This is a genomic window from Psychrobacillus sp. FSL H8-0483, assembly GCF_038637725.1.
Lineage (GTDB): Bacteria > Bacillota > Bacilli > Bacillales_A > Planococcaceae > Psychrobacillus.
Genome location: NZ_CP152052.1, coordinates 3,103,275 through 3,123,212 on the forward strand (window position 1 = coordinate 3,103,275; position 19,938 = coordinate 3,123,212).

A 19,938-nucleotide genomic window follows, 5' to 3' on the forward strand; every position below is an offset into this window, starting at 1 on the left:
CACACCTCTTTTAAATAAAACAGCCGCAAAGCTGAAGTACACATTTTATCATTCTACTTCCCCGTAATATTGGTAATAGTAATGATCCTTTCCAAGTTTAAAATTATTAAGAATCACCCCTATAATATTTGCATTCGAAGCTTGTAGCACTTCCTTTGTTTTTACAACGTTTGCTTTCTCTGATGTGCCTGAGCTGATGACAAGAATAGTGCCGTCACATTTATTTGAAAGGATTTGTGCGTCTGAAACGGAAAGGGCTGGAGGAGCATCAAATATGATCATGTCGTATTTTTCTTTTGCTTCCTTTATAAAGGCATCCATTGAACTAGACCCAAGAAGTTCTGCTGGATTGGAAGGTATTGGTCCACAAGTAATCAGGTATAATCCACTAACTCCAGTACTTTTAACTATTTGTTCGAGAATCACATGACCTGACAGTAAGTTAGTTATTCCTGGCGAAATTGACTTGTGAAACGTATAATGCATTGTCGGCTTTCTCAAATCAGTATCGATTAGCAGTACTTTTTTCCCTTCTTTTGCAAAAACAATTGCAACATTAGCTGCGGTCGTTGACTTTCCTTCCCCTATAGATGACGAAGTAAAAAGGAGAGTCTTGAGTCCGCTATCCTGCATCGAGAAGTTAATGTTTGTTCGAACGGTTCGGAATTGTTCAGACACAATCGATTTAGGGCTAACGCTCGTCACAAGCTTTCGTGCAGCTCTTTGTTTCATTTTTTTACGTTTTTTAAACAACCTTTGATCCCCTCTTTCTATTGGGACTAATCGATTTTTTTGTTTTTTTTATTTTCTTGTAAGAAATTGGGCTAATGAGTCCCAGTATCGGTAACTCAAGCAATTCTTCAATATCTTGCTCCGTTTTTACTGTCGTGTCTAAATACTCTAAGAGAAAGGTCAATCCGAATCCAAGCATTAATCCGATTACTGCACCTATCGCCATATTAAGTATTGGTTTTGGTTTAACAGGAGACATGTCATTTACGTTAATAGCCGGTGAGAGAACGTTGACATTGTCTACATTCATCAATGATTGAATTTCTTCTTGAAACACATCGGCAGTCATATTCGCGATATCGACTGCCTTTTGCGAATCTGTATCTTCTACACTAACGTTAATAACTTGCGAGTTTTGTTCACTATTAACGGTTATTTTTTTATTGAGTAAATCTGGCGTCATATTTAAATCCAGATTATCTATTACTTTTGATAGAATAACTGGACTTTTTATAATGACATTGTATGTGTTGATTAATTGAAGATTTGTATCGATGTCTTGACTGTTAAATTGATTTTGATCAAATTCCTTCTGATTTATAAGAATTTGTGTTGATGCTTGGTAGATTGGTGTCAGAAAAAAGTAGCTGATTATGCCTGCAATTGTTACCGCTAAAACAAATGTACTTATAATGAGTAGAAGACGTTTCTTTATTACTTTAAATAGTTCTTGTAGACTAATTGTTTCTTCCATAAGAGTAGTCATGCCCCCTTTTACTCTTCCATTTAAAAAGCATCAATTGTACATTCATTAATGACGAATTTATTTAAAACTAATTGGTTGTATTGCTTGAATATCCTTACCGAATACTACATGTTTTGCATTTTCACTATAATAAGTTACAAGACTCTCCGAAAACTTTTTTCGCACATACTGATAAGCATCATTCAATAAAAAAGGTCGCTTTTGGTAATGATGTGCATCCGATGATATGAAGTGTACTAAATTATGTTTTATTAAATCCACTGTGTACCTTTTTAAACTTCTACCATCGGTACCTACCAAACTTGCTGCTGTTATTTGTATGAGAGCCCCTTTACTTACTAACTCATAAAGCTTTTGCTTTTCCTTTCTGAGGACAGTATTTCTTTCTGGATGCACTATGATTGGGATATATCCTTTTAGTTGAATTTTATAAAGGACCTCAAAAGTATTCAGTGGTATATGATTTCTAGGTAGCTCTATTAATAAGTACTTTCCACTGTTAGCTAGCGTTAAAAGATCACCTTCTAAATCTTCAAGAATGTTACTATAAATATAAATTTCTTGTCCAGGAAGAATTTTCACAGGAATATTTTTTTTTGAAAGCTGTCTGTTTAAATTAACAACAGCCTCTTTTACTACTGAAGAAGAGTTCATATATTTCCCATTACGATGATGAGGAGTAGCAATAATATGTGTAACTCCATTCGAAACTGCATTTGCAACAAGTAGTATAGCCTCTTCAATAGATTGTGGTCCGTCATCCAGTCCAGGTAAAATGTGATTATGTATATCAACAATCAAATTACCGCTCCCTTTCATTCACAAATAATTTGTTACTCAAAGTAGTGCTGTCAATGAGCCCCTTTACCTCGAATGACTATAAAAATTGTAGAGGCAATAATCTTCACATCTAACGCGAATGATTAATTACCTACACAATACTGTTCGAGCTCCATTTTTTTGCCATGACTTATTTCTGAACGCCCAAATATGGAGTAAAGTACTCGCAATAATGTCTTCCGCCCTCTTTCCAAGGCTGTGATATAGATAATGGTTGGATTGATGTAACATGTCATCTTTGATATTTTCCAAATTACTGTCCCCTTAATATTTGGAAAATAATGCTTTTATACAATATATTCATACCCTACTAAAAAAGTACCAGTTATTAAAGCTTGGTAAGAAAATACAAAACAAGCCATCCTAAGCAATATGTTAGGACAGCCAGTAAATATGATTGTTATTAAAGAATTAGAATTTTCAAGTCAAATGATTACTTTCGATACACTTTCCTTTTCTAAATAGATCAGATAAAACAAGAGAACCTCTTAAACTATTGTCTGATACGAACTTTGCGTAGGAAATCCAAGCATTTAACAGAGCCAAATAAAAAATAACACCAGTTCCCCGGTGTTATGCCAAGTTAATTAATAAAGTAATCTTTATATACATAAAAGGAAACAAGAAGCGCCATTACAAAGTAAACTACGGATCCGACCATTACAAATGATACTTCATTTACTCGCTTGGAATTTTCCACCTTAATTAGAGTCGACCTTTGAATTTGCAAATCGATCTGCCGACCAATTGCACCGCTCTTGTTCGTAAATAAAAAAATGATTAGCAAAGCAATAAAGCCAAAAGGAATAATGCTGTCAAAAAAGCTCCACTCAAATCCGTAAGAAATAAGCCAATGAATAAGTGCTAGACTAAAAATTGTTGCGAACATGGTTATCCATTTTTTCATACAAATCGCACCCTTTTTTCCAAATATTTAACAAACTAACTACCATACGTTTATTCATGGAAAAAGTTTCAAAAATAAGAGTTTTCGTAAATCCTGCCTTTATCAAACCTTTTTCTATACCAGCACTGATTGCTAGAAAAAAAGCTGGTTTCCAATATAAGAAACCAGCCTTTTAAAAATGAGTATTGACTATTTACTTCCCTTCATGGCTACTCCCCATCGCTATCACTATCGTCATGTTCGTCATGATCTTTTCCTCTTTGCGGTAAAATCCCCATTTTTTCAAAAACCTTAGGCAAGTTCATCGCGATGAACATCAGTACTACAGTAATGATGGCTAAATCGTAAGCACCGTAACCAATCGTTAAGCCGACACAAGCGGTGATCCATAGATTTGCCGCAGTGGTCAAACCACGTTTTACATTATCCTTGCCTAGCCAAATAACACCGGCTCCGAGAAAACCGATACCACTAATAACTTGAGCAGCTAAGCGCATTGGATCCATATACGGCCCCTGGTTTAAAGTGGACAAACACATCGCCAATGTAGAACCTAAACAAACTAAAATATGCGTTCTAATACCTGCCGGCTTATGCTTGATGGCTCTTTCTAAACCAATCAGCAAGCCAATAATCGTCGCTACCACTAATCTAATATACAGGTCATAATGTGAATTAAATAATGATGTAAAAAAGTCCATATGCATTACTCCCTTAAAAAGTTTACCTAATTATATCAGCATTTTCCTATCAGATAAGGCTTATTCCCAAAAACAAACTTGAAGTTTGTTCCCATCGAGATCATAAAAAGTAAAAAAAGTATTTAATCCATCCTTTTGAATATCAGACACTTTGACTCCCTTTTCAGTAAGTCCCTTGAAAGTGTCTTCTAGATTGGATGAAAAGAAAATCGGATATGTAGAATTTTCATTCGTAACTGGCTGTCCCTTTTCAAGTGTTAAAGGTATACTACCTTCTCCGATATTCAAAATGACATAATGGTCTTCCTTATAATATTCCTGCAAACCCAATACATCCTGGTACCAAGAACTAGCTTCCTCCATGTCCCTAACTTTTATACAGACCGTATCTATTCTTTCAATTAAGCTCATTTTTTTGTCCTCCTATTATATGTTCTTTCTTTATTTCGCTAATAAATAACTAAATCCTTTTTAAATGTTACTCCAATAATTAGCCATCAATTTTCTTCAGTGGAATAAATACCATTATCTTCTAAGTCTCAGGTCTTAGAAAAATATAATTCTAAGGGTCACTGTGGAATATATTTCTATTTTTTATAATAAAGTTGCAATTGAAACAATGGAAAGAAGGGAGCACATAGTTTGAATTGAATTAAATTTATGTAAATTTTTTTAAATTTAATAATAGTCTATTTTTTTAGTTTGCATTTATTGTAATATGTTAATTGGTATTAAATTTGTCATTTTTAGGAGGAAACTTTTTATGTCGATTTTTACAAAGTGGGCTTTTGGTAACAGAGCCGCTGTCGCTGTATTAACCGTTTTAATATTAACGATAGGTGTTGTCAGCTATTTTAGACTCCCGATGGAATTTTTACCCTCAGCGGATAATCCGCAAGTAACCATTATTTCCATGGGCCATGGTACTGACTCTAAAACAATGGAATCAGAAGTAACCATTCCGATTGAAAGATCCGTTACAGGATTAAACGGAAAAACATCTGTTTATTCTACAACCGGAGACGGATTTTCTAAAGTAGACCTGTTCTTCGAGGCTGGATATGATATGAAGCAAGCCAAACAGGACGTGCAAGATGCATTGAGCAACGTAGCTTTACCTTCCTATATATCTAAGCCAACCATTTCACAGCTTAATACTTCGATGATTCCAATTGTGAACATTGCTGTTACCTTTGAAGAAGGTAAGACGACAGAAAATATGGAATTTGCTCGTGAAGAGCTTCGTTCTAGATATCAAGAAATCAAAGGTGTTTCCAGTGTAGATGTTTATGGGGTTACAGATTCCGTCATTTCCGTCCAAATAGATGATGAAAAATTGGCTGAAAATCAAATTTCTCTTCAAGCAGTTATGGGTATTCTTCAAGGACAAAATACTGCTGTTTCTGTCGGCGAAAAGAATATGGATGGAAAAACAAGTAATATCAAAGTAATCGGTGATTTAACTAGCATAGAAAAATTGAAAGGATTAACGGTAGTACCTGGAGTAACGCTAGGCGAAATTGCAACGGTTGAAGAAACGATAGATTCGAATTTTATTAGCCGTTTCAATGGAAAGGACAGCTTAGACATTAGCATTACAAAGGACAGTCAATCTAATGCCGTTACTATTAGTAAAGAAGTAGAAAAAGTAACAAAGGAAATCAACGAAGCGTATAAACAGCAGGAATCTGTTGTTTACATATCCTCTGCTGATTTAGTCGAAAATTCCGTTCATACGATGATAAAAGAAGTTCTTCTTGGTGCACTATTTGCAACGATTGTCATTATGCTCTTTTTACGAAATATCCGTTCTACTTTTATTACGATCGTCTCGATTCCTTTATCACTTTGCTTCACACTATTCCTACTGTCATTGTCTGGTGTGACATTGAATATTTTAACGCTTGGCGGTGTCGCTGTTGCGGTTGGACGCTTAGTGGACGATAGTATTGTTGTAATCGAAAATATTTTCCGTAAAATGCAAACAGAGAAACTCTCTGTAAAAATGATTATTGACGCAACTAAACAAGTGGGAGTCGCTATTACTGCTTCTACATTAACAACAGTTGCCGTTTTCTTACCTATGAGTTTATTAAATGGAGGACTGCAAGAATTCCTATTACCATTTGCATTAACGGTTACGTATTCCTTGCTTGCTTCATTAATTGTCGCGTTAACTGTTGTTCCAGTTATGAGTGCAGGATTATTGAAGAATGCAAAGATGCCTGAACATAAACCAGCTGTTCGTTTTCCAAAAATAGTTACATGGTCCTTAAACCATAAATGGATTGTGTTTACGATTTCCATCTTTCTATTCTTCGGATCAATCGGTACTTATTTTGTCATCCCAAAAGGAGCAGTTGACAATTCTTCTGCTGACTATGTCATGGCAACCCTCACTTACCCGAATGATACACCAATAGAAGAAGTAAAGGAAAAGACATTGGAAGTGGAATCATCTATTCTAGCTTTGGATGAAGTGCAACATGTGTTTTCACAAGTAGGTTCTCCAGCGGAAGCAGCTCAATATGGCTGGGTTGGATCGTCGACTGAAGCAACCTTCAGTATTTTATTGAATGATAAAAAAGATACAGAACACATCGTGAAAGAAATGGAAAAGAAAAAGGAACAATATCCTGATGCCATTTTAGAAGTTAGTGCATCTTCCTTTATGATGGGAGGAGCAAGTACTAATATCACAATCGATGTAGTTGGTGAAAACTTAGCGGATTTGGAAGAAGTAGCAACTACTATTAAAGAAAAAGTGCAGGACATTGAAGGCGTAGAGGAAGTTACGACCAATCAAGATGAAAAGAAAACTGTACACTCTCTTGTAGTTGACCCTACAAAAGGAAATACAGAACAAGTTGCACAACAGTTAGGTGTGATGTTAAATAAAACACCAATTGGAACAATTAGTTTAAATGATAAGCAAAAAACTGTATACCTGGAGCCACTCCTAGATACGAAAACACCAGAAGACTTGAAAAAGATACAAGTGATGACCGATACAGGTCTTGTCCCTGTATCATCCATTGCTACGTTACAAAGTGAAGAGCGCTCAACTAATCAGTTCCATAAAGACGGGGATGCCTACCTTCGAGTAACTGCATCAGTGGATCCTGCAAAGCTATCAGAAATCTCAAGTAAAATAAATCTAGAGATCTTCGGTGATAAAAAGGACAATGAAGGCATGGATATTCCAGAGAATGTCGACGTTCTAATCGGTGGTTCAAGTAGTCAACAAGCAGAAGATTTTACAGATTTATTCCTTATTATGCTTGTTTCCATCGGTATTGTATTTTTAATTATGGTCATCACATTTAAGTCAATCAAAGCACCAATCGCTATTCTTTGCTCATTGCCACTTGCTGCAATTGGTGCCATTTTAGGAATTGTCGTCAGCCAAATTTCAGTTGATATCACAGCACTTTTAGGGGCATTAATGCTCATTGGTATCGTCGTGACAAATGCAATTGTACTTTTAGACCGAGTGAAACAAAATGAACAAAAAATGATTATTCGTGATGCACTTGTCGAGGCAACCGCTACAAGGATGAGACCAATCTTCATGACTGCGATTGCAACCATCTGTGCGATGCTTCCACTATTAATGAAGCAAGCTGAAACAGGAAGCTTAGTATCACAAAGTCTTGCGATTGTTGTTATTGGCGGGTTAGCTATGGCTACTCTTCTAACTCTAATTGTGATTCCATGTATATATGAATTACTTTATTTCAGAAAATCTAAGAAACAGCGTATGGCTCAAGCAGCTGAGCAGGAAGCTATTTAATGTGAACAAAAAGAAACCAGACCATAGCTTAAACGCTATGATCTGGTTTTCATGTGTTTCTTATTAACGCGAAGGTCTAGCTTCTTGACAATTTGAACACTTTTTCTGATTGTTACCTTTAAATTTGGTAAACGTTTTTTCAAAAGTATTTCCACATGAACATTTAAACTGTAGTTTCTGCGAGTAACCTATATATTCATTAGAAAGTAATTCACTCTCTGAATTCTTCTTAACATACTCGCGTATTTCTTCAATTGTCCATTTTTTATTCATATCCATACACCTCCGAAGTGATTCCGAATTTAACCAGGAAAAGTTCGGATATCTTCCTTTCAATTAGGCTCATGAGTTCCTAATCTACCTGAGTTCCCTATTATAGCATCATTTCAATCAATATTAAACAAAGCCTAAATTTCGTTTTACTCTTCTACAGGCAACCAACCTTTTACGTTTATTAGACGCTGCCATAACGGGTCCGGAATTACTAATTCCAGCCGATCTTTTTTCGATAGAGTTGTGCGGATTTGGTTTTCCTTGCTTGCCTTCCACTTTTTCAGTCCATTTTGGCTCCATGAGAAACTCTCTAAAATACCAACTCAGTTACATGCGTGTCGCCCACTACCATTCTTCCACTCCTACATAATTTATTCATGATATCAATAATAGAAGGAGGGATATAAATGACATTTGAAAACGACAATCTTCCACAAGGGAAAATCGATCACTTCATCGAGACATCTAACTTTGGTCCTAAACCACTTTGGAATTTAATTCATCAGATGGACGCTTATTTCCAACAGTTCTTTCAGCAAATGAACACTCATCTCATCCCTAATTCCCTCTCGGTGGACACGTATGAAGCCAACTCAAAGATGATTGTGGAAGTAAAGTTACCAGGTTGCAATCGAAACCAGATTCAATTAGAGATTATCGGGAACAGGTTAAGGATCGGTGTGGAGGACTCTTTTCATGAAGAAATTAATTATCCGACCCATACCGGTAGAAAACAATTTTTTCAACGACGAGAGCACATTGTCTCCCTACCCTATACCATTCCTGAAAAAGAAGCAAAAGTCTCTTTTCACAATGAACTTTTAAAAATCACCTTCCCAAAAGAACATCTTAAGCGAAGGTACCTAACAATTGAAGACTAAAAAAGCTACAATCACCGACAAGACTTGGTGATTGTAGCTTTTTGCTTTATAAACGATCAATGGCAATCGTTTTAAATATATTGAAAGAATCGAGAATTTGTGATAAATTAGTAAAGGAAAACACTTTTTCTTACAATGAACATAATATCCCTATTATCATTATATATCAAAATTCCCCTTCGGTCAACTACTAATTCATTTTTTAAAGGAGCGCTTGATATGGATACCGAATTTCGACAAGAGCAAGAACGCGTGAACAGCGTAATGGAGACAATTACGGAACAAATCAGCAAGGTAGAAGGCGAAACCACTCGACGTCGTAAAGAAGTAGTCGATTTCCGCAAACACTTTTGGGATGACGTCAAGGTAAACACAGATACTTTCGACGATTATCTGGAGACGATTATCAGCTTGCGACAACAGGCTCAGAATCTTTCCATAACTCAAAGCACTCACAACCAAGCCTTCAAGAGGTTATCCGCACTGAAGCGCATGCAAGAGGTCCCTTATTTCGGTCGAATCGATTTCACCGAAGAAGGAACTTCTAAGGCAGAACGTATCTATATTGGCGTCTCCACACTTAGGGATGCTAGCGGAGAAAATTTCCTAGTCTACGATTGGCGAGCACCAATTTCAAGCCTCTACTACGATTCCCCACCTGGTCCTGCCAAATACAACACGCCTGAAGGAATGATCCACGGCATGCTGGAACAAAAGTGGCAATATATTATTCATGCCGGCGTTATCGAATCGATGTTCGATACTAGCCTCACCATCGGTGACGAGATTTTACAACAAGTGCTCGGCAAAGGCACAGATAAACATTTACACAGCATTGTAGCCACCATTCAACAAGAACAAAATCGGATCATCCGGCACGACCATAAGCGGTTGCTCATCGTGCAAGGTGCCGCTGGGAGCGGCAAGACATCTGCCGCCATGCAACGGATTGCTTATTTGCTATACAAGTATCGGAATAGCCTGAAAGCAGATCAAATTATTCTATTTTCTCCAAATGCGATGTTTAACAGCTACGTATCTACTGTATTGCCTGAGCTCGGAGAAGAGAATATGCAGCAGGTCACATTCCAAGATTACTTGAACCATCGGCTAAGCGACACATTTCATCTGGAGAATAGTTACGAGCAATTGGAATTTGTATTGACTGCATCGGATACCCCTTCCTACCAAACTAGGACTGCAAGCATCCGATTCAAGGCATCCCCTCATTTTTTCGAGGCGATTAAAGCTTACAGGCAGTCACTGGAATTATCCGGCATGATCTTCAAAGGAATTAAATTTAGAGGAAAACCAATCGTTACAGCTGAACAAATCACGAATAGGTTTTATAGTAGTGACACCTCGCTTCGCTTTTATAATAGGATTGAGAAATTAGTGGAATGGCTTAACAAGCAGGTGAATGAAGCGGAGAAGCGCGAGCTGACCGAACCATGGGTACAGGAAGAAATTGAGCTGCTTAGCAACGGAGATTACCAAAAGGCTCGTACTCATTTACGAAAAAAACAAGGCTTTACGGAAGAGACGTTTGACAATTATGAAAGTGAGATCGAAGCACTCAGCCGCTTGATCGTTCGCAAAAAGTTGAAGTCCCTGCGCAAACAGATCCAGTCGCTTCATTTCGTTCATATGAAAGGAATATACAAGCAGCTTTTCACTGATCCAACGCGGATTAAACTGTGGATAGAAGGAAAAACACCCGAGGAGTGGGCTGATATTTGTCTATCGTCAGTGAAAATGCTTGACGAAGGGAAACTCTATTACGAAGATGCTACACCGTTTTTACTTTTAAAAGAGCTAATTCAAGGCTTCCAGATGAACAGCTCGATCAAACACGTGATTGTTGACGAAGCCCAAGATTATTCTCCGTTTCAATTCGAGTTTTTAAAGCGTTTATTTCCTGCAGCAAAAATGACTGTGCTTGGCGACTTTAACCAAGCGATATTCGCCCATGCTAGCGAAACAGGTGATTTCCACACGCTAACCGATTTATACGGTCCGGATGAAACAGATACAATAACTTTGACCCGTAGCTACAGATCCACCAAACCGATCGCTGAATTTACTCGCCAACTCGTGCCCAATGGTGAAAAGATTAGTGCTTTTGAACGCGACGGAGAGCCACCTGTAATGACACAATTGTCTGACCATGCCGAATTGCACCGCTGCATTGCTTCCAAAATCGCAGAATTTCGGAATCAGCGATATAATACAATTGCGATAATATGCAAATCCGCTGTGGAAAGCACCATCGCATATGAAGCACTGAATAGCATTGATGAAATTAAACTCGTAAACAGAGGCTCCATTGAATATGAACAGGGGGTTGTCGTCATACCGGCGTATTTGGCAAAAGGTATCGAATTCGACGCCGTTATCATTTATGACGCATCTGCACAAGTATACGGCGATGAGAGTCTTCGCAGATTATTCTACACCGCCTGCACCAGGGCTATGCATTACTTGCAGCTATTCAGCGTCGGCGAACCAAGCCCCTTTTTACGCAATGTTGAGCAGGAGACTTTACTTCCATAATCACATTCAAATAAAAACAGACCTTAGCTTAAATGCTTTGGTCTGTTTTTTTCACTAGTTGTCGTTTAAGATTTTCTCCATATTACCTGAACTCCTTAAACTTCTAGCGGATCTTCTTTTTCTGATTATAGGACAATACTTACAATAATTGCTGTTAATACGCTTACTAATGTTGCACCGTATAAAAGTTTCAAGCCCATTCGTGCTACAACGTTTCCTTGTTTTTCATGAAGACCTTTTACAGCACCTGAAATAATTCCAATGGAAGAGAAGTTTGCAAATGAAACAAGGAAAACGGATATGATTCCGATTGATCGTTCACTCAAATTTGACGCTAAATCATTTAATGAGAGCATCGCTACAAATTCGTTTGTAACTAATTTGGTAGCCATAATACCGCCAGCTGTTACTGATTCTGAAACAGGAATACCCATTAAAATCGCAATTGGGGCAAAGACATATCCAATAATTTCTTGGAACGAGACTCCAAATATCATATCAAATAAGGTATTTACTCCTGCCATTAATGCAACGAATCCAATTAACATCGCCGCAACTATGACTACAACCTTGAATCCATCTAAAATATACTCGCCCAGCATTTCGAAGAAACTCTGTTTTTCTTCTTGCACCACTAGGATATCCTCTTCTTCGCTGACACTGTATGGATTAATGATGGAAGCAATGATGAATCCTCCAAATAAATTAACCACGATTGCAGTTACGACATATCTCGGTTCAATCATCGTCATATAAGCTCCGACAATAGACATCGATACAGTAGACATCGCTGACGCACTTAGTGTATATAGACGTTGAGGGGATAATTGTCCAAGCTGTTTTTTCACGGTAATAAATACTTCAGATTGTCCAACAATAGCGGATGCTACTCCGTTGTAAGATTCCAATTTACCCATGCCATTTACTTTACTGATTGCCCATCCAAGCCATTTCATAATGAAAGGAAGCACTTTAATATGCTGCAGAATTCCAATCAGAGCCGAAATGAATACGATCGGAAGTAGAGCAGTTAAGAAGAAAGGAGCTTGTCCTTCATTCGCAAGGCCACCGAATACAAAATTAATTCCTTCATTAGCGAATTCGAGTAATTTTTCAAACCCAGCTGCGATTCCCTCAATAATAATCAATCCAAATTTGGTATTCAGTAATAAAAAAGTTAAAATTACTTGAATAATGAGCATCTGGATAATTGGTCTGATTTTTATTTCTTTCCGATTGTTACTTGCAACCCACGCAAGACCCAGAACAACAATTAAGCCTACGATTGAGATTAAATAATTCATTTTATGCCTCCACAAAGTTGTATTAATAGAAGGTCGAACGTCTGACCATTCAACTCACTTAATAAGTATACATTTATTACTTATCATGTCCAAGGAAACTATTCCCTCTTGTCTTTTTTTCACGATATAGATAGCAAAAAAAGCCACAATCACCGAATCATCTTCGGTAATCGTGGCTTTTAAACCTTCATTAATCGCAGTCTATTTATTCTTTTTACTATTGTCGTAGTTTCTAAGAATTAGTAACTACTTTACCTACTTTACCTTCTTTACGATCTTTAGCGTGCTCCGCTGTAGCCGTGAACAGTACGTCAGAAGATGAATTCAGTGCAGTTTCACAAGAATCTTGAATAACACCGATGATAAAACCAACACCAACAACTTGCATTGCAATATCATTTGGAACTCCAAATAAATTACATGCTAACGGGATAAGTAAAAGTGATCCGCCTGCGACACCTGATGCACCCGCTGCAGAGACAGCTGCAACAACAACTAGCATAAGTGCAGTCACAAAATCCACTTCAATACCAAGCGTATTTACGGCTGCAAGAGTTAGCACAGCAATTGTAACGGCTGCACCAGCCATATTAATAGTAGCACCTAGAGGGATTGACACTGCATAAGTATCCTCATCTAAGCCAAGTTTTTCACATAATTTCATATTTACCGGAATATTTGCAGCTGAACTACGTGTAAAGAATGCATAAATACCACTTTCTCTTAAAACCATAAAAACAAGTGGATAAGGATTTTTTCGCGTATAGATGAATACGATTAACGGATTCACTACAAGCGCGATAAACAACATACATCCAACTAAAATCAATATTAATCTACCATAATCAAGTAAAGCAGAAAGACCACTTGTTACAATTGCACTAAAAACAAGCCCCATAATACCAAGCGGTGCTAAATTAATCACCCATTGTACTATTTTAGTGATTGCATCCGAAAAACTACCGATCATGTCTTTCGTGTTTTGATTTGCATTTTTTAATGCAATCCCAAGAACGATTGCCCACATTAATATACCTAGATAGTTAGCATTTATAATTGCATCAATTGGATTGGCAACTATGTTAAATAGTAATGTTTGAATAACTTCCGCAATACCTTCTGGTGGAGAAAGGTCTTCTGCTCCTGTTGTCAGTGTTAATGTAACTGGGAACATAAAGCTTGCAACTACAGCGACAGCCCCTGCTAGGAATGTACCAATAGCATAAAGACCAAGAATCGATTTCATATTCGTTTTCTTACCACTTTTATGTACGGCAATCGCGTGCATCACTATGAATAATACTAATATTGGTGCAACTGCCTTTAATGCACCGACAAATAAAGAACCGAAAATAGAGACCCAACTTGCGCCATTAGGAACGGTTAAAGCTAAGATAAGGCCCACAATAATACCGATAAAAATCCTTTTTACTAGACTCACTTGATTCCATTTAACAAATAAATTTTTCATTCTACTATCCCCCAAAATTTTATTAAAACCCCCATGATAAAAAAAGCACAATCACTTCTCCCCGTTAAAATAATTTATACTTATTTTAACTTTAAGTAGACTGATATTTTATTCTAACACAAATTTTTAGAATGTTGTATTGAATTTTTTTGTTATCTTTTGGGATATCTTATGAATACCATCCTTGTGTTAGCTGCAATTTTGGGAGCATATGGACAGGGCAAGGACATCATGAAAACAACAAAAAAGCCACAATCACTGAATTATATAAGTCATGTTTCAACAGAAGACACCCTATTTATTAAGAATATATCCTCGAGTTAATTTACGTAATTAAATTACATTCTTCCATTATCTTTTCTGCTTTGTTAGCACAATAAATTAAATAAAATGAATCGATAATCCATCCTAGATCAACGCTACCCGTTAGCTAAAGTATTTTTTCACAAAATATTTAATTGGAACCATTGAGCAGAAGTTATTTATCATTATTTTCTTCCTCAAATAGCAACGATATTTGCGAAAAAATCCTTTTGTTAAAATTTTCACAAATTTGCGATATGTAAAAATATTATGATAAAATAAAATGAAATTAATTCCAGAAGATAGCATACTCTGATATTCAAGTATTTGAAGTAAAAGAAGACCGTTAACACGTATAGTCATTACCCAAAAACGTACTCGCTTTGAAAATTAAATAGTTTAAGAGGTGGTTTGAAGTTGATAACGGAGAATAAAGAGCAAACTATATTTGATCACCTTGGAAATAAAATAATTACAGATAGAGAGATTGACATAATCACTAGATTAGAGGAGCCATTGATAGTGATGTTAGGAAATGTTTTAAGTAACGAAGAGTGCGAGGAACTAATCAGATTGTCTAAGGACAAAATGAAACGTTCAAAAATTAGCACGACACGCGAAGTAAATGAACTGAGAACAAGTAGTAGTATGTTTATTGAAGAAAGTGAAAACGTAATTGTTGCTAGAGTCGAAAAAAGGATCTCATCTATTATGAATATACCAATTGAACATGGAGAAGGCATTCAAATCCTTCAGTATACTCCTGGTCAAGAGTATAAAGCTCATTATGATTTTTTTTCATCAACAAGTAAAGTAGCAAACAATAATAGAATCAGTACACTCGTTATGTACTTAAATGATGTAGAACAAGGTGGAGAAACTTTTTTTCCTAAACTGAATTTTTCAGTATCGCCCAAAAAAGGTATGGCAGTCTATTTCGAGTATTTCTATAACGATCAAAATTTAAACGATTTAACTTTACATGGTGGAGCACCAGTTATAACTGGTGAAAAGTGGATCGCAACGCAATGGATGAGAAAGCAAAAATTAAGGTGAAAAGGTGCGCTAATTCCGACTATTTAACTGAAATATTAGAAACGAAGGGAATAGTTTTTTAGTATTCTTGTTGAGCATTTCATTTACTTTTATATTTCTAATTTTATCCTAAACCAGATTTAGTATAGGCTTTAATAGAAATAACCTTCTAATTCACCATTTGAATTAGAAGGTTTTTAAAATGTTGAGTATGGAGCGGCGGGAGTCGAACCAACCGTCTCGAGAAATGCTATAACACTAGTGTTTTCAAGGATTTATAGCTACTGTAGAAAATGATTAACTACGTATTTGACTACGTATAATTAAAAATATATGTTGCAGTTTTATTTTATTTCATCTAACCTATGTCAAAATTTAATATATAGTTCTTCGATTACTTTTAAAACTGTATATATTATTTGATTCCATTGTGCGTTATCGAATTCGTAGTGATAATGACGATAACTTAGATGAGCTATACTACATCTTAATAAATACTTTTTCATTTACAATTAATTTGTAAATATATAGAAAGCGAGGATATTTAAATGGTTTCTTATTTTTGGAAAACTTCCACCTTCTTTGATGATTTTAAGAAAGAATTAACAAGTAATACAATCCAGTCTATCAAAATTGCATCAGCTTACATTTCTATCAAAGGTGCACAATATTTAAAAGAGACAATAGAGGCCCTAAATTTAACAGCTGAAAATATTGAAATATATTGTAGCTCTAGTTTTAATGAACATGAGCCAGAAAAAATATTAAAGTTGCTTTCTACTTTTTCAACTGTCTACATTGTAAATGAACCATTTTTACATACTAAAGTATACGAAATTCATACTGAAGATCTTATTGTTACTTATAGTGGTTCAGCTAATTTAACTGAAGGTGGTCTATTTAATAACTTCGAGTTAACAGTAAAAAGTGAAAGTACTAAAAACCAGCTTGAAGAATTTTGGGATGACTTATGGCAACTTTGTATTGAGGTAAATGAAGAAGTTATTGCACTATATCAGCAATACCCTAAAGAAGTTCTTGATGAAATCACGCAAAAGAAAATAGCAAGTATAAAGAAGCAATTGAATACTGTCTACGAGAAGCAATGCACACAGAGTTATTATCCAGATTTAAAGGATTTTTATTTTAATGTCGCTGACTACTCTATATTGGCAGAAAAATACTGGGAAGATGGATCATCAGCAATTCGACTTCAACGAAAAGATACACAAAAAAAACTATTTACTTTAAACGAAGAAATTGAACCGTTTGCCAAAAAACTTGACCTGTACCCACACTATAGACCAGAACATCTAACAAGTGGCATCGATCCTTCACCATTTAATTTTTATCGTGTCACAGGTATCTGGATGCGATATGGTAAAGATAAGTCTGAACTCGACTTTTTTGGCCAAAAAGGATTCGGTGAAAAATCTTCACCTTATCAACAATTTCATAAACATGCCTGTTTACAGCTATCTATTGGGTCAGAAGGTCTTAATGTGGGTATGTTTCATAGTACAGCAAGTGATGGTGTAGATAGAGGTCATGTAGATGATCATTGGTACGAAGTGAAACAAAAAATTGAAAATATATACAATGATATTACCGGTTATGAATTTGTTTGGCATATTTATAGCAATCGAGAAAATCGACTTCATGCCTATTTCGCTATAGATAGTGGAACAGCTCAAGAATTTATAGATTTCTATAGAAAATATGATATGGACGGTTTCGAAAGTTTTTGTATGAGACATTATGATGTTGATGATGAACGTATTAAAACCGAACGAAATATTATAAATGAAGTTTATGAGACATTTGAAGCTATTCTCCCACTATATAAAGCTATGACTTTTAGAATTCCCGTAGATGTTAGATAACTTCTATTTTAACAAAAAAAATAATTAATATGGATGTGTTCCTAATAATGAGTAATTTTAACCGAAACAAAGAAAATAAAGAAACTATTTCCATTTCAGCAATTAGCAAAGAGCTAGAGGGTGAATATGAATTAGAGGCTTTTTTAACAAACTTTTTTTATAATTCAGAGCGTACAAAAAAGAAAGTAACATTTTCTTATAGAACATATGAATCTAAATTCCTTGATTTCATAACTAGATACGATTCTTCTGATGAGGAAAAAGAATTCTCAAAAAGTTTATTCAAAGATATTACAGGCTCGTATGCCATCCCTTTAGATAAAGTGCCATTTTTTAAGGCATTGTTGCTGAGTTTAGCTCTTAATTTAACTTTTTATAATAAAGATAAAATCGCAAGGGAGCTTAATTATAAAAGCATTCCTTCTGAAAATGTCATTAGTTCTGAGGATGTAGAAGAGGCCTTCTCATTTGGTGAACTTATAATTTCTAGATATTCAAAATCTGATGATGAAAGAGATATAAATCTTTATTATTTAGATCAGTTAATAGGATATAATTTAATGAAATTAAACATTAGGCTAACTGATTTAGTAGAAGTATTATTATTAAACACCAACGATTTACCGTATTATGAACAAGTAAATCAACTTCAAAAAGCTGTAAATACTTTCGAAGAAGTTTTTCTAATGACTACCCAGAATATTATTTTAGAATCTTTACTTCAACACTTCCCTGAAGTAACCGCTGAAAAAATACGTGAAGATTTCGATAAACAGAAAAAAGAAGAATAACAAATCAAATTAAGCTCACGAAAAAATCTCTTACTTTTTTTCGTCGATAAAGCTACCTCCTTTATTATATGATAATGCCATTCATAATCTTAGGAGGAATAACCATGAAAATTAGCAGTAAAAAAAATACAGATAGACTAACTGAATACTTTACTCAAGTTATAACCTACACAAAAATTCAAAATAAATTAGGGCAATTTGATTTCAGTAAAGATTTAGAAATTATTACTAGAGATTTATTAAATAATTTATATGGATTAAATTTAAAACTACTAGAAACTGAGAAACAAAATTATCCTAGTATCGATTTAGGAGATAAAAAAGGGAAATTAGCTGTACAGGTTACTTCCCAAAACACAAAACAAAAAGTTCAATCTACCTTAGATAATTTCAAAAAGTTAAAATTAGATAAACCTTATTCGAAGGGTGTAATTATCTGGATATGGACATTAGATAAAGCACCTACAGGCATTACTTCTACTGTTCCTTATCAGGTATTAACTCCTATAAATTTTTTAAATAATTTTAAGGCCCTTGAAGATTTAAGTACTCAAGTTAAGATTATAAATTATATGGAGAACAACTTTAGTATTTTAGAGGATAGATATACTAGAAGTATCTTATCAAATACTGAGCCAATTTCTGCTAACAACTTAGGAAAATTATATCAGTTTCTTGAACAAGCAGATTATGAAGTAGATCTTCCGTTGAAAAAGGATATTATAACTGCAATAAAATATCTTGCTACAAATCTTAAATTACTATCATCTATTGATCGTAATTTATTATTCGAATGCTTAATCCAAGCTAAAAATATCGACAATGAATACCTCTTGCTTACTCAAGGTATGGGAATTCGAATTGTTGAATATAATCTTCTTGGTCCTTTCGATAATTTGTGTGAATATGACTTTATTGAAAACGAATACGAATATGCCGACGGAACAAAATATGGTGCACGTTTAATTCTAGAATGTGTTGGAGTTAATTACCATCTTGATTGGCTATGGGTAGTTCTAAAAAATTCTTTAACTATTCAAGAACTCGCTCTTCTAATAAGAGGAATGGATTTTAGGGTATTAGAAGAATAAATTCCAATTAAAATAAAGAGGGGATGATATTTCTTCATCTCCCTTTACTTTATCTCAAGAAAGTTCCTTAACTAGCTCTAAATCAACCATTTGTCTTTTAGCTAAATTAGTAGCAAATTCTTTAGTTTTTAATGTATTTGTAAAAATCAATTTATATCCCTTACTATATAACCAATCTATCATTTTAACAGCATTGGGATTGGTAGATTGTATGATTGCTACCATATTATAAACGCCCTGGCACTTGACGATATGCTCTAATTCTTCAATAATCTGTGAACCTAAGCCATCCCGCCGATACTCTTCTCCAACTACTAGTGAAATTTCAAAACCATTTGAAGTGTAATCCCCCCAAGCAAAACCACAGGTCTCACCATTTTCATTTATCGTTTTCCACCAATGATCACCTAAGGGAGCATTTAAAGTAATATTCTCAAAATCAAATGTTCCTAAATCTACTTGGTTAAAAATCTTTTCTTTTACTTTATCCCAAATCGGATTGTTTTCTTCCATAATTCGATAAATTATAACAATCACCTCTACTTTTAACGTAATTCAATTTATAACTAATATTAAAACTACTAATAGGGATACACAAGAATTTAACTACGATT

At 35.1% G+C, this 19,938-nt stretch carries 18 protein-coding genes; 7 read left to right on the forward strand and 11 right to left on the reverse strand.

The features are described 5' to 3' along the window. Window positions 1–48 precede the first annotated feature (48 nt). The 6 genes from MHB48_RS14980 to MHB48_RS15005 form a co-directional block, all read right to left on the reverse strand. Window positions 49–753: a CpsD/CapB family tyrosine-protein kinase gene (locus MHB48_RS14980; RefSeq protein WP_342598767.1), complete on the reverse strand. Its 705-nt coding sequence runs from the start codon at window positions 751–753 to the stop codon at window positions 49–51. Then, a complete protein-coding gene (locus tag MHB48_RS14985; RefSeq protein WP_342601400.1) occupies window positions 746–1,486 on the reverse strand; it encodes a Wzz/FepE/Etk N-terminal domain-containing protein in 741 nt (246 codons plus the stop codon). Before MHB48_RS14985 ends, MHB48_RS14980 begins: the two co-directional genes overlap by 8 nt. A gap of 69 nt (window positions 1,487–1,555) precedes the next feature. Beyond that, entirely contained in the window at window positions 1,556–2,299 is a 744-nt protein-coding gene (locus MHB48_RS14990) for a CpsB/CapC family capsule biosynthesis tyrosine phosphatase (RefSeq protein ID WP_342598768.1), read from the reverse strand. A 622-nt stretch (window positions 2,300–2,921) separates the two neighbouring features. Further along, window positions 2,922–3,245 (reverse strand): hypothetical protein, encoded by a 324-nt coding sequence (locus tag MHB48_RS14995; RefSeq protein WP_342598769.1) that lies wholly within the window; start codon window positions 3,243–3,245, stop codon window positions 2,922–2,924. A 209-nt stretch (window positions 3,246–3,454) separates the two neighbouring features. Then, window positions 3,455–3,946 (reverse strand): MgtC/SapB family protein, encoded by a 492-nt coding sequence (locus tag MHB48_RS15000; protein ID WP_342598770.1) that lies wholly within the window; start codon window positions 3,944–3,946, stop codon window positions 3,455–3,457. A gap of 60 nt (window positions 3,947–4,006) precedes the next feature. Then, a complete protein-coding gene (locus MHB48_RS15005; protein WP_342598771.1) occupies window positions 4,007–4,357 on the reverse strand; it encodes a VOC family protein in 351 nt (116 codons plus the stop codon). Window positions 4,358–4,709: 352 nt separating this feature from the next. Between MHB48_RS15005 and MHB48_RS15010 the strand changes: the two genes are divergently transcribed. Further along, entirely contained in the window at window positions 4,710–7,739 is a 3,030-nt protein-coding gene (locus tag MHB48_RS15010; RefSeq protein WP_342598772.1) for an efflux RND transporter permease subunit, read from the forward strand. A gap of 63 nt (window positions 7,740–7,802) precedes the next feature. Here the strand turns inward: MHB48_RS15010 and MHB48_RS15015 are convergent, their stop codons facing one another. Together MHB48_RS15015 and MHB48_RS15020 are read right to left on the reverse strand one after the other, a co-directional pair. Further along, window positions 7,803–8,012 (reverse strand): hypothetical protein, encoded by a 210-nt coding sequence (locus MHB48_RS15015; protein WP_342598773.1) that lies wholly within the window; start codon window positions 8,010–8,012, stop codon window positions 7,803–7,805. A 123-nt stretch (window positions 8,013–8,135) separates the two neighbouring features. Further along, on the reverse strand, window positions 8,136–8,312 hold the full coding sequence (locus MHB48_RS15020) for a hypothetical protein (protein ID WP_342598774.1): 177 nt from the start codon (window positions 8,310–8,312) through the stop codon (window positions 8,136–8,138). Window positions 8,313–8,419: 107 nt separating this feature from the next. On the opposite strand from MHB48_RS15020, the gene MHB48_RS15025 reads away from it, so the two are divergent. After that, window positions 8,420–8,893 (forward strand): Hsp20/alpha crystallin family protein, encoded by a 474-nt coding sequence (locus tag MHB48_RS15025; protein WP_342598775.1) that lies wholly within the window; start codon window positions 8,420–8,422, stop codon window positions 8,891–8,893. 219 nt (window positions 8,894–9,112) lie between these two features. After that, entirely contained in the window at window positions 9,113–11,446 is a 2,334-nt protein-coding gene (gene helD / locus MHB48_RS15030; RefSeq protein ID WP_342598776.1) for an RNA polymerase recycling motor HelD, read from the forward strand. Window positions 11,447–11,571: 125 nt separating this feature from the next. On the opposite strand, the gene MHB48_RS15035 is transcribed toward helD, so the two are convergent. After that, window positions 11,572–12,750, reverse strand: coding sequence for a NupC/NupG family nucleoside CNT transporter (locus MHB48_RS15035; protein ID WP_342598777.1), 1,179 nt, complete (start codon window positions 12,748–12,750; stop codon window positions 11,572–11,574). 232 nt (window positions 12,751–12,982) lie between these two features. After that, on the reverse strand, window positions 12,983–14,221 hold the full coding sequence (gene sstT, locus MHB48_RS15040; RefSeq protein ID WP_342598778.1) for a serine/threonine transporter SstT: 1,239 nt from the start codon (window positions 14,219–14,221) through the stop codon (window positions 12,983–12,985). Between the two features lie 720 nt (window positions 14,222–14,941). Between sstT and MHB48_RS15045 the strand changes: the two genes are divergently transcribed. From MHB48_RS15045 to MHB48_RS15060, 4 genes are all read left to right on the forward strand, one after another. Further along, window positions 14,942–15,580, forward strand: a complete 639-nt coding sequence (locus MHB48_RS15045; protein WP_342598779.1) for a 2OG-Fe(II) oxygenase — start codon at window positions 14,942–14,944, stop codon at window positions 15,578–15,580. Window positions 15,581–16,107: 527 nt separating this feature from the next. Continuing rightward, window positions 16,108–17,442, forward strand: a complete 1,335-nt coding sequence (locus MHB48_RS15050) for a phospholipase D family protein (protein ID WP_342598780.1) — start codon at window positions 16,108–16,110, stop codon at window positions 17,440–17,442. Between the two features lie 47 nt (window positions 17,443–17,489). Beyond that, window positions 17,490–18,233, forward strand: a complete 744-nt coding sequence (locus tag MHB48_RS15055) for a hypothetical protein (RefSeq protein WP_342598781.1) — start codon at window positions 17,490–17,492, stop codon at window positions 18,231–18,233. Between the two features lie 104 nt (window positions 18,234–18,337). Next, entirely contained in the window at window positions 18,338–19,324 is a 987-nt protein-coding gene (locus tag MHB48_RS15060; protein WP_342598782.1) for an SMEK domain-containing protein, read from the forward strand. A 54-nt stretch (window positions 19,325–19,378) separates the two neighbouring features. On the opposite strand, the gene MHB48_RS15065 is transcribed toward MHB48_RS15060, so the two are convergent. Further along, a complete protein-coding gene (locus tag MHB48_RS15065; protein ID WP_342598783.1) occupies window positions 19,379–19,861 on the reverse strand; it encodes a GNAT family N-acetyltransferase in 483 nt (160 codons plus the stop codon). Window positions 19,862–19,938: the final 77 nt, after the last annotated feature.

Excerpts from the sequence above, each read along its gene's own strand:
- MHB48_RS15005 (WP_342598771.1), bottom strand. The coding sequence starts at position 4,357 with ATGAGCTTAATTGAAAGAATAGATACGGTCTGTATAAAAGTTAGGGAC.
- MHB48_RS15010 (WP_342598772.1), top strand. The coding sequence starts at position 4,710 with ATGTCGATTTTTACAAAGTGGGCTTTTGGTAACAGAGCCGCTGTCGCT.
- MHB48_RS15050 (WP_342598780.1), top strand. The coding sequence starts at position 16,108 with ATGGTTTCTTATTTTTGGAAAACTTCCACCTTCTTTGATGATTTTAAG.
- MHB48_RS15015 (WP_342598773.1), bottom strand. The coding sequence starts at position 8,012 with ATGAATAAAAAATGGACAATTGAAGAAATACGCGAGTATGTTAAGAAG.
- MHB48_RS15000 (WP_342598770.1), bottom strand. The coding sequence starts at position 3,946 with ATGGACTTTTTTACATCATTATTTAATTCACATTATGACCTGTATATT.
- MHB48_RS15060 (WP_342598782.1), top strand. The coding sequence starts at position 18,338 with ATGAAAATTAGCAGTAAAAAAAATACAGATAGACTAACTGAATACTTT.
- MHB48_RS15035 (WP_342598777.1), bottom strand. The coding sequence starts at position 12,750 with ATGAATTATTTAATCTCAATCGTAGGCTTAATTGTTGTTCTGGGTCTT.
- MHB48_RS15055 (WP_342598781.1), top strand. The coding sequence starts at position 17,490 with ATGAGTAATTTTAACCGAAACAAAGAAAATAAAGAAACTATTTCCATT.
- helD (WP_342598776.1), top strand. The coding sequence starts at position 9,113 with ATGGATACCGAATTTCGACAAGAGCAAGAACGCGTGAACAGCGTAATG.
- MHB48_RS15020 (WP_342598774.1), bottom strand. The coding sequence starts at position 8,312 with ATGGAGCCAAAATGGACTGAAAAAGTGGAAGGCAAGCAAGGAAAACCA.
- MHB48_RS15025 (WP_342598775.1), top strand. The coding sequence starts at position 8,420 with ATGACATTTGAAAACGACAATCTTCCACAAGGGAAAATCGATCACTTC.
- MHB48_RS14985 (WP_342601400.1), bottom strand. The coding sequence starts at position 1,486 with ATGGAAGAAACAATTAGTCTACAAGAACTATTTAAAGTAATAAAGAAA.
- sstT (WP_342598778.1), bottom strand. The coding sequence starts at position 14,221 with ATGAAAAATTTATTTGTTAAATGGAATCAAGTGAGTCTAGTAAAAAGG.
- MHB48_RS14995 (WP_342598769.1), bottom strand. The coding sequence starts at position 3,245 with ATGAAAAAATGGATAACCATGTTCGCAACAATTTTTAGTCTAGCACTT.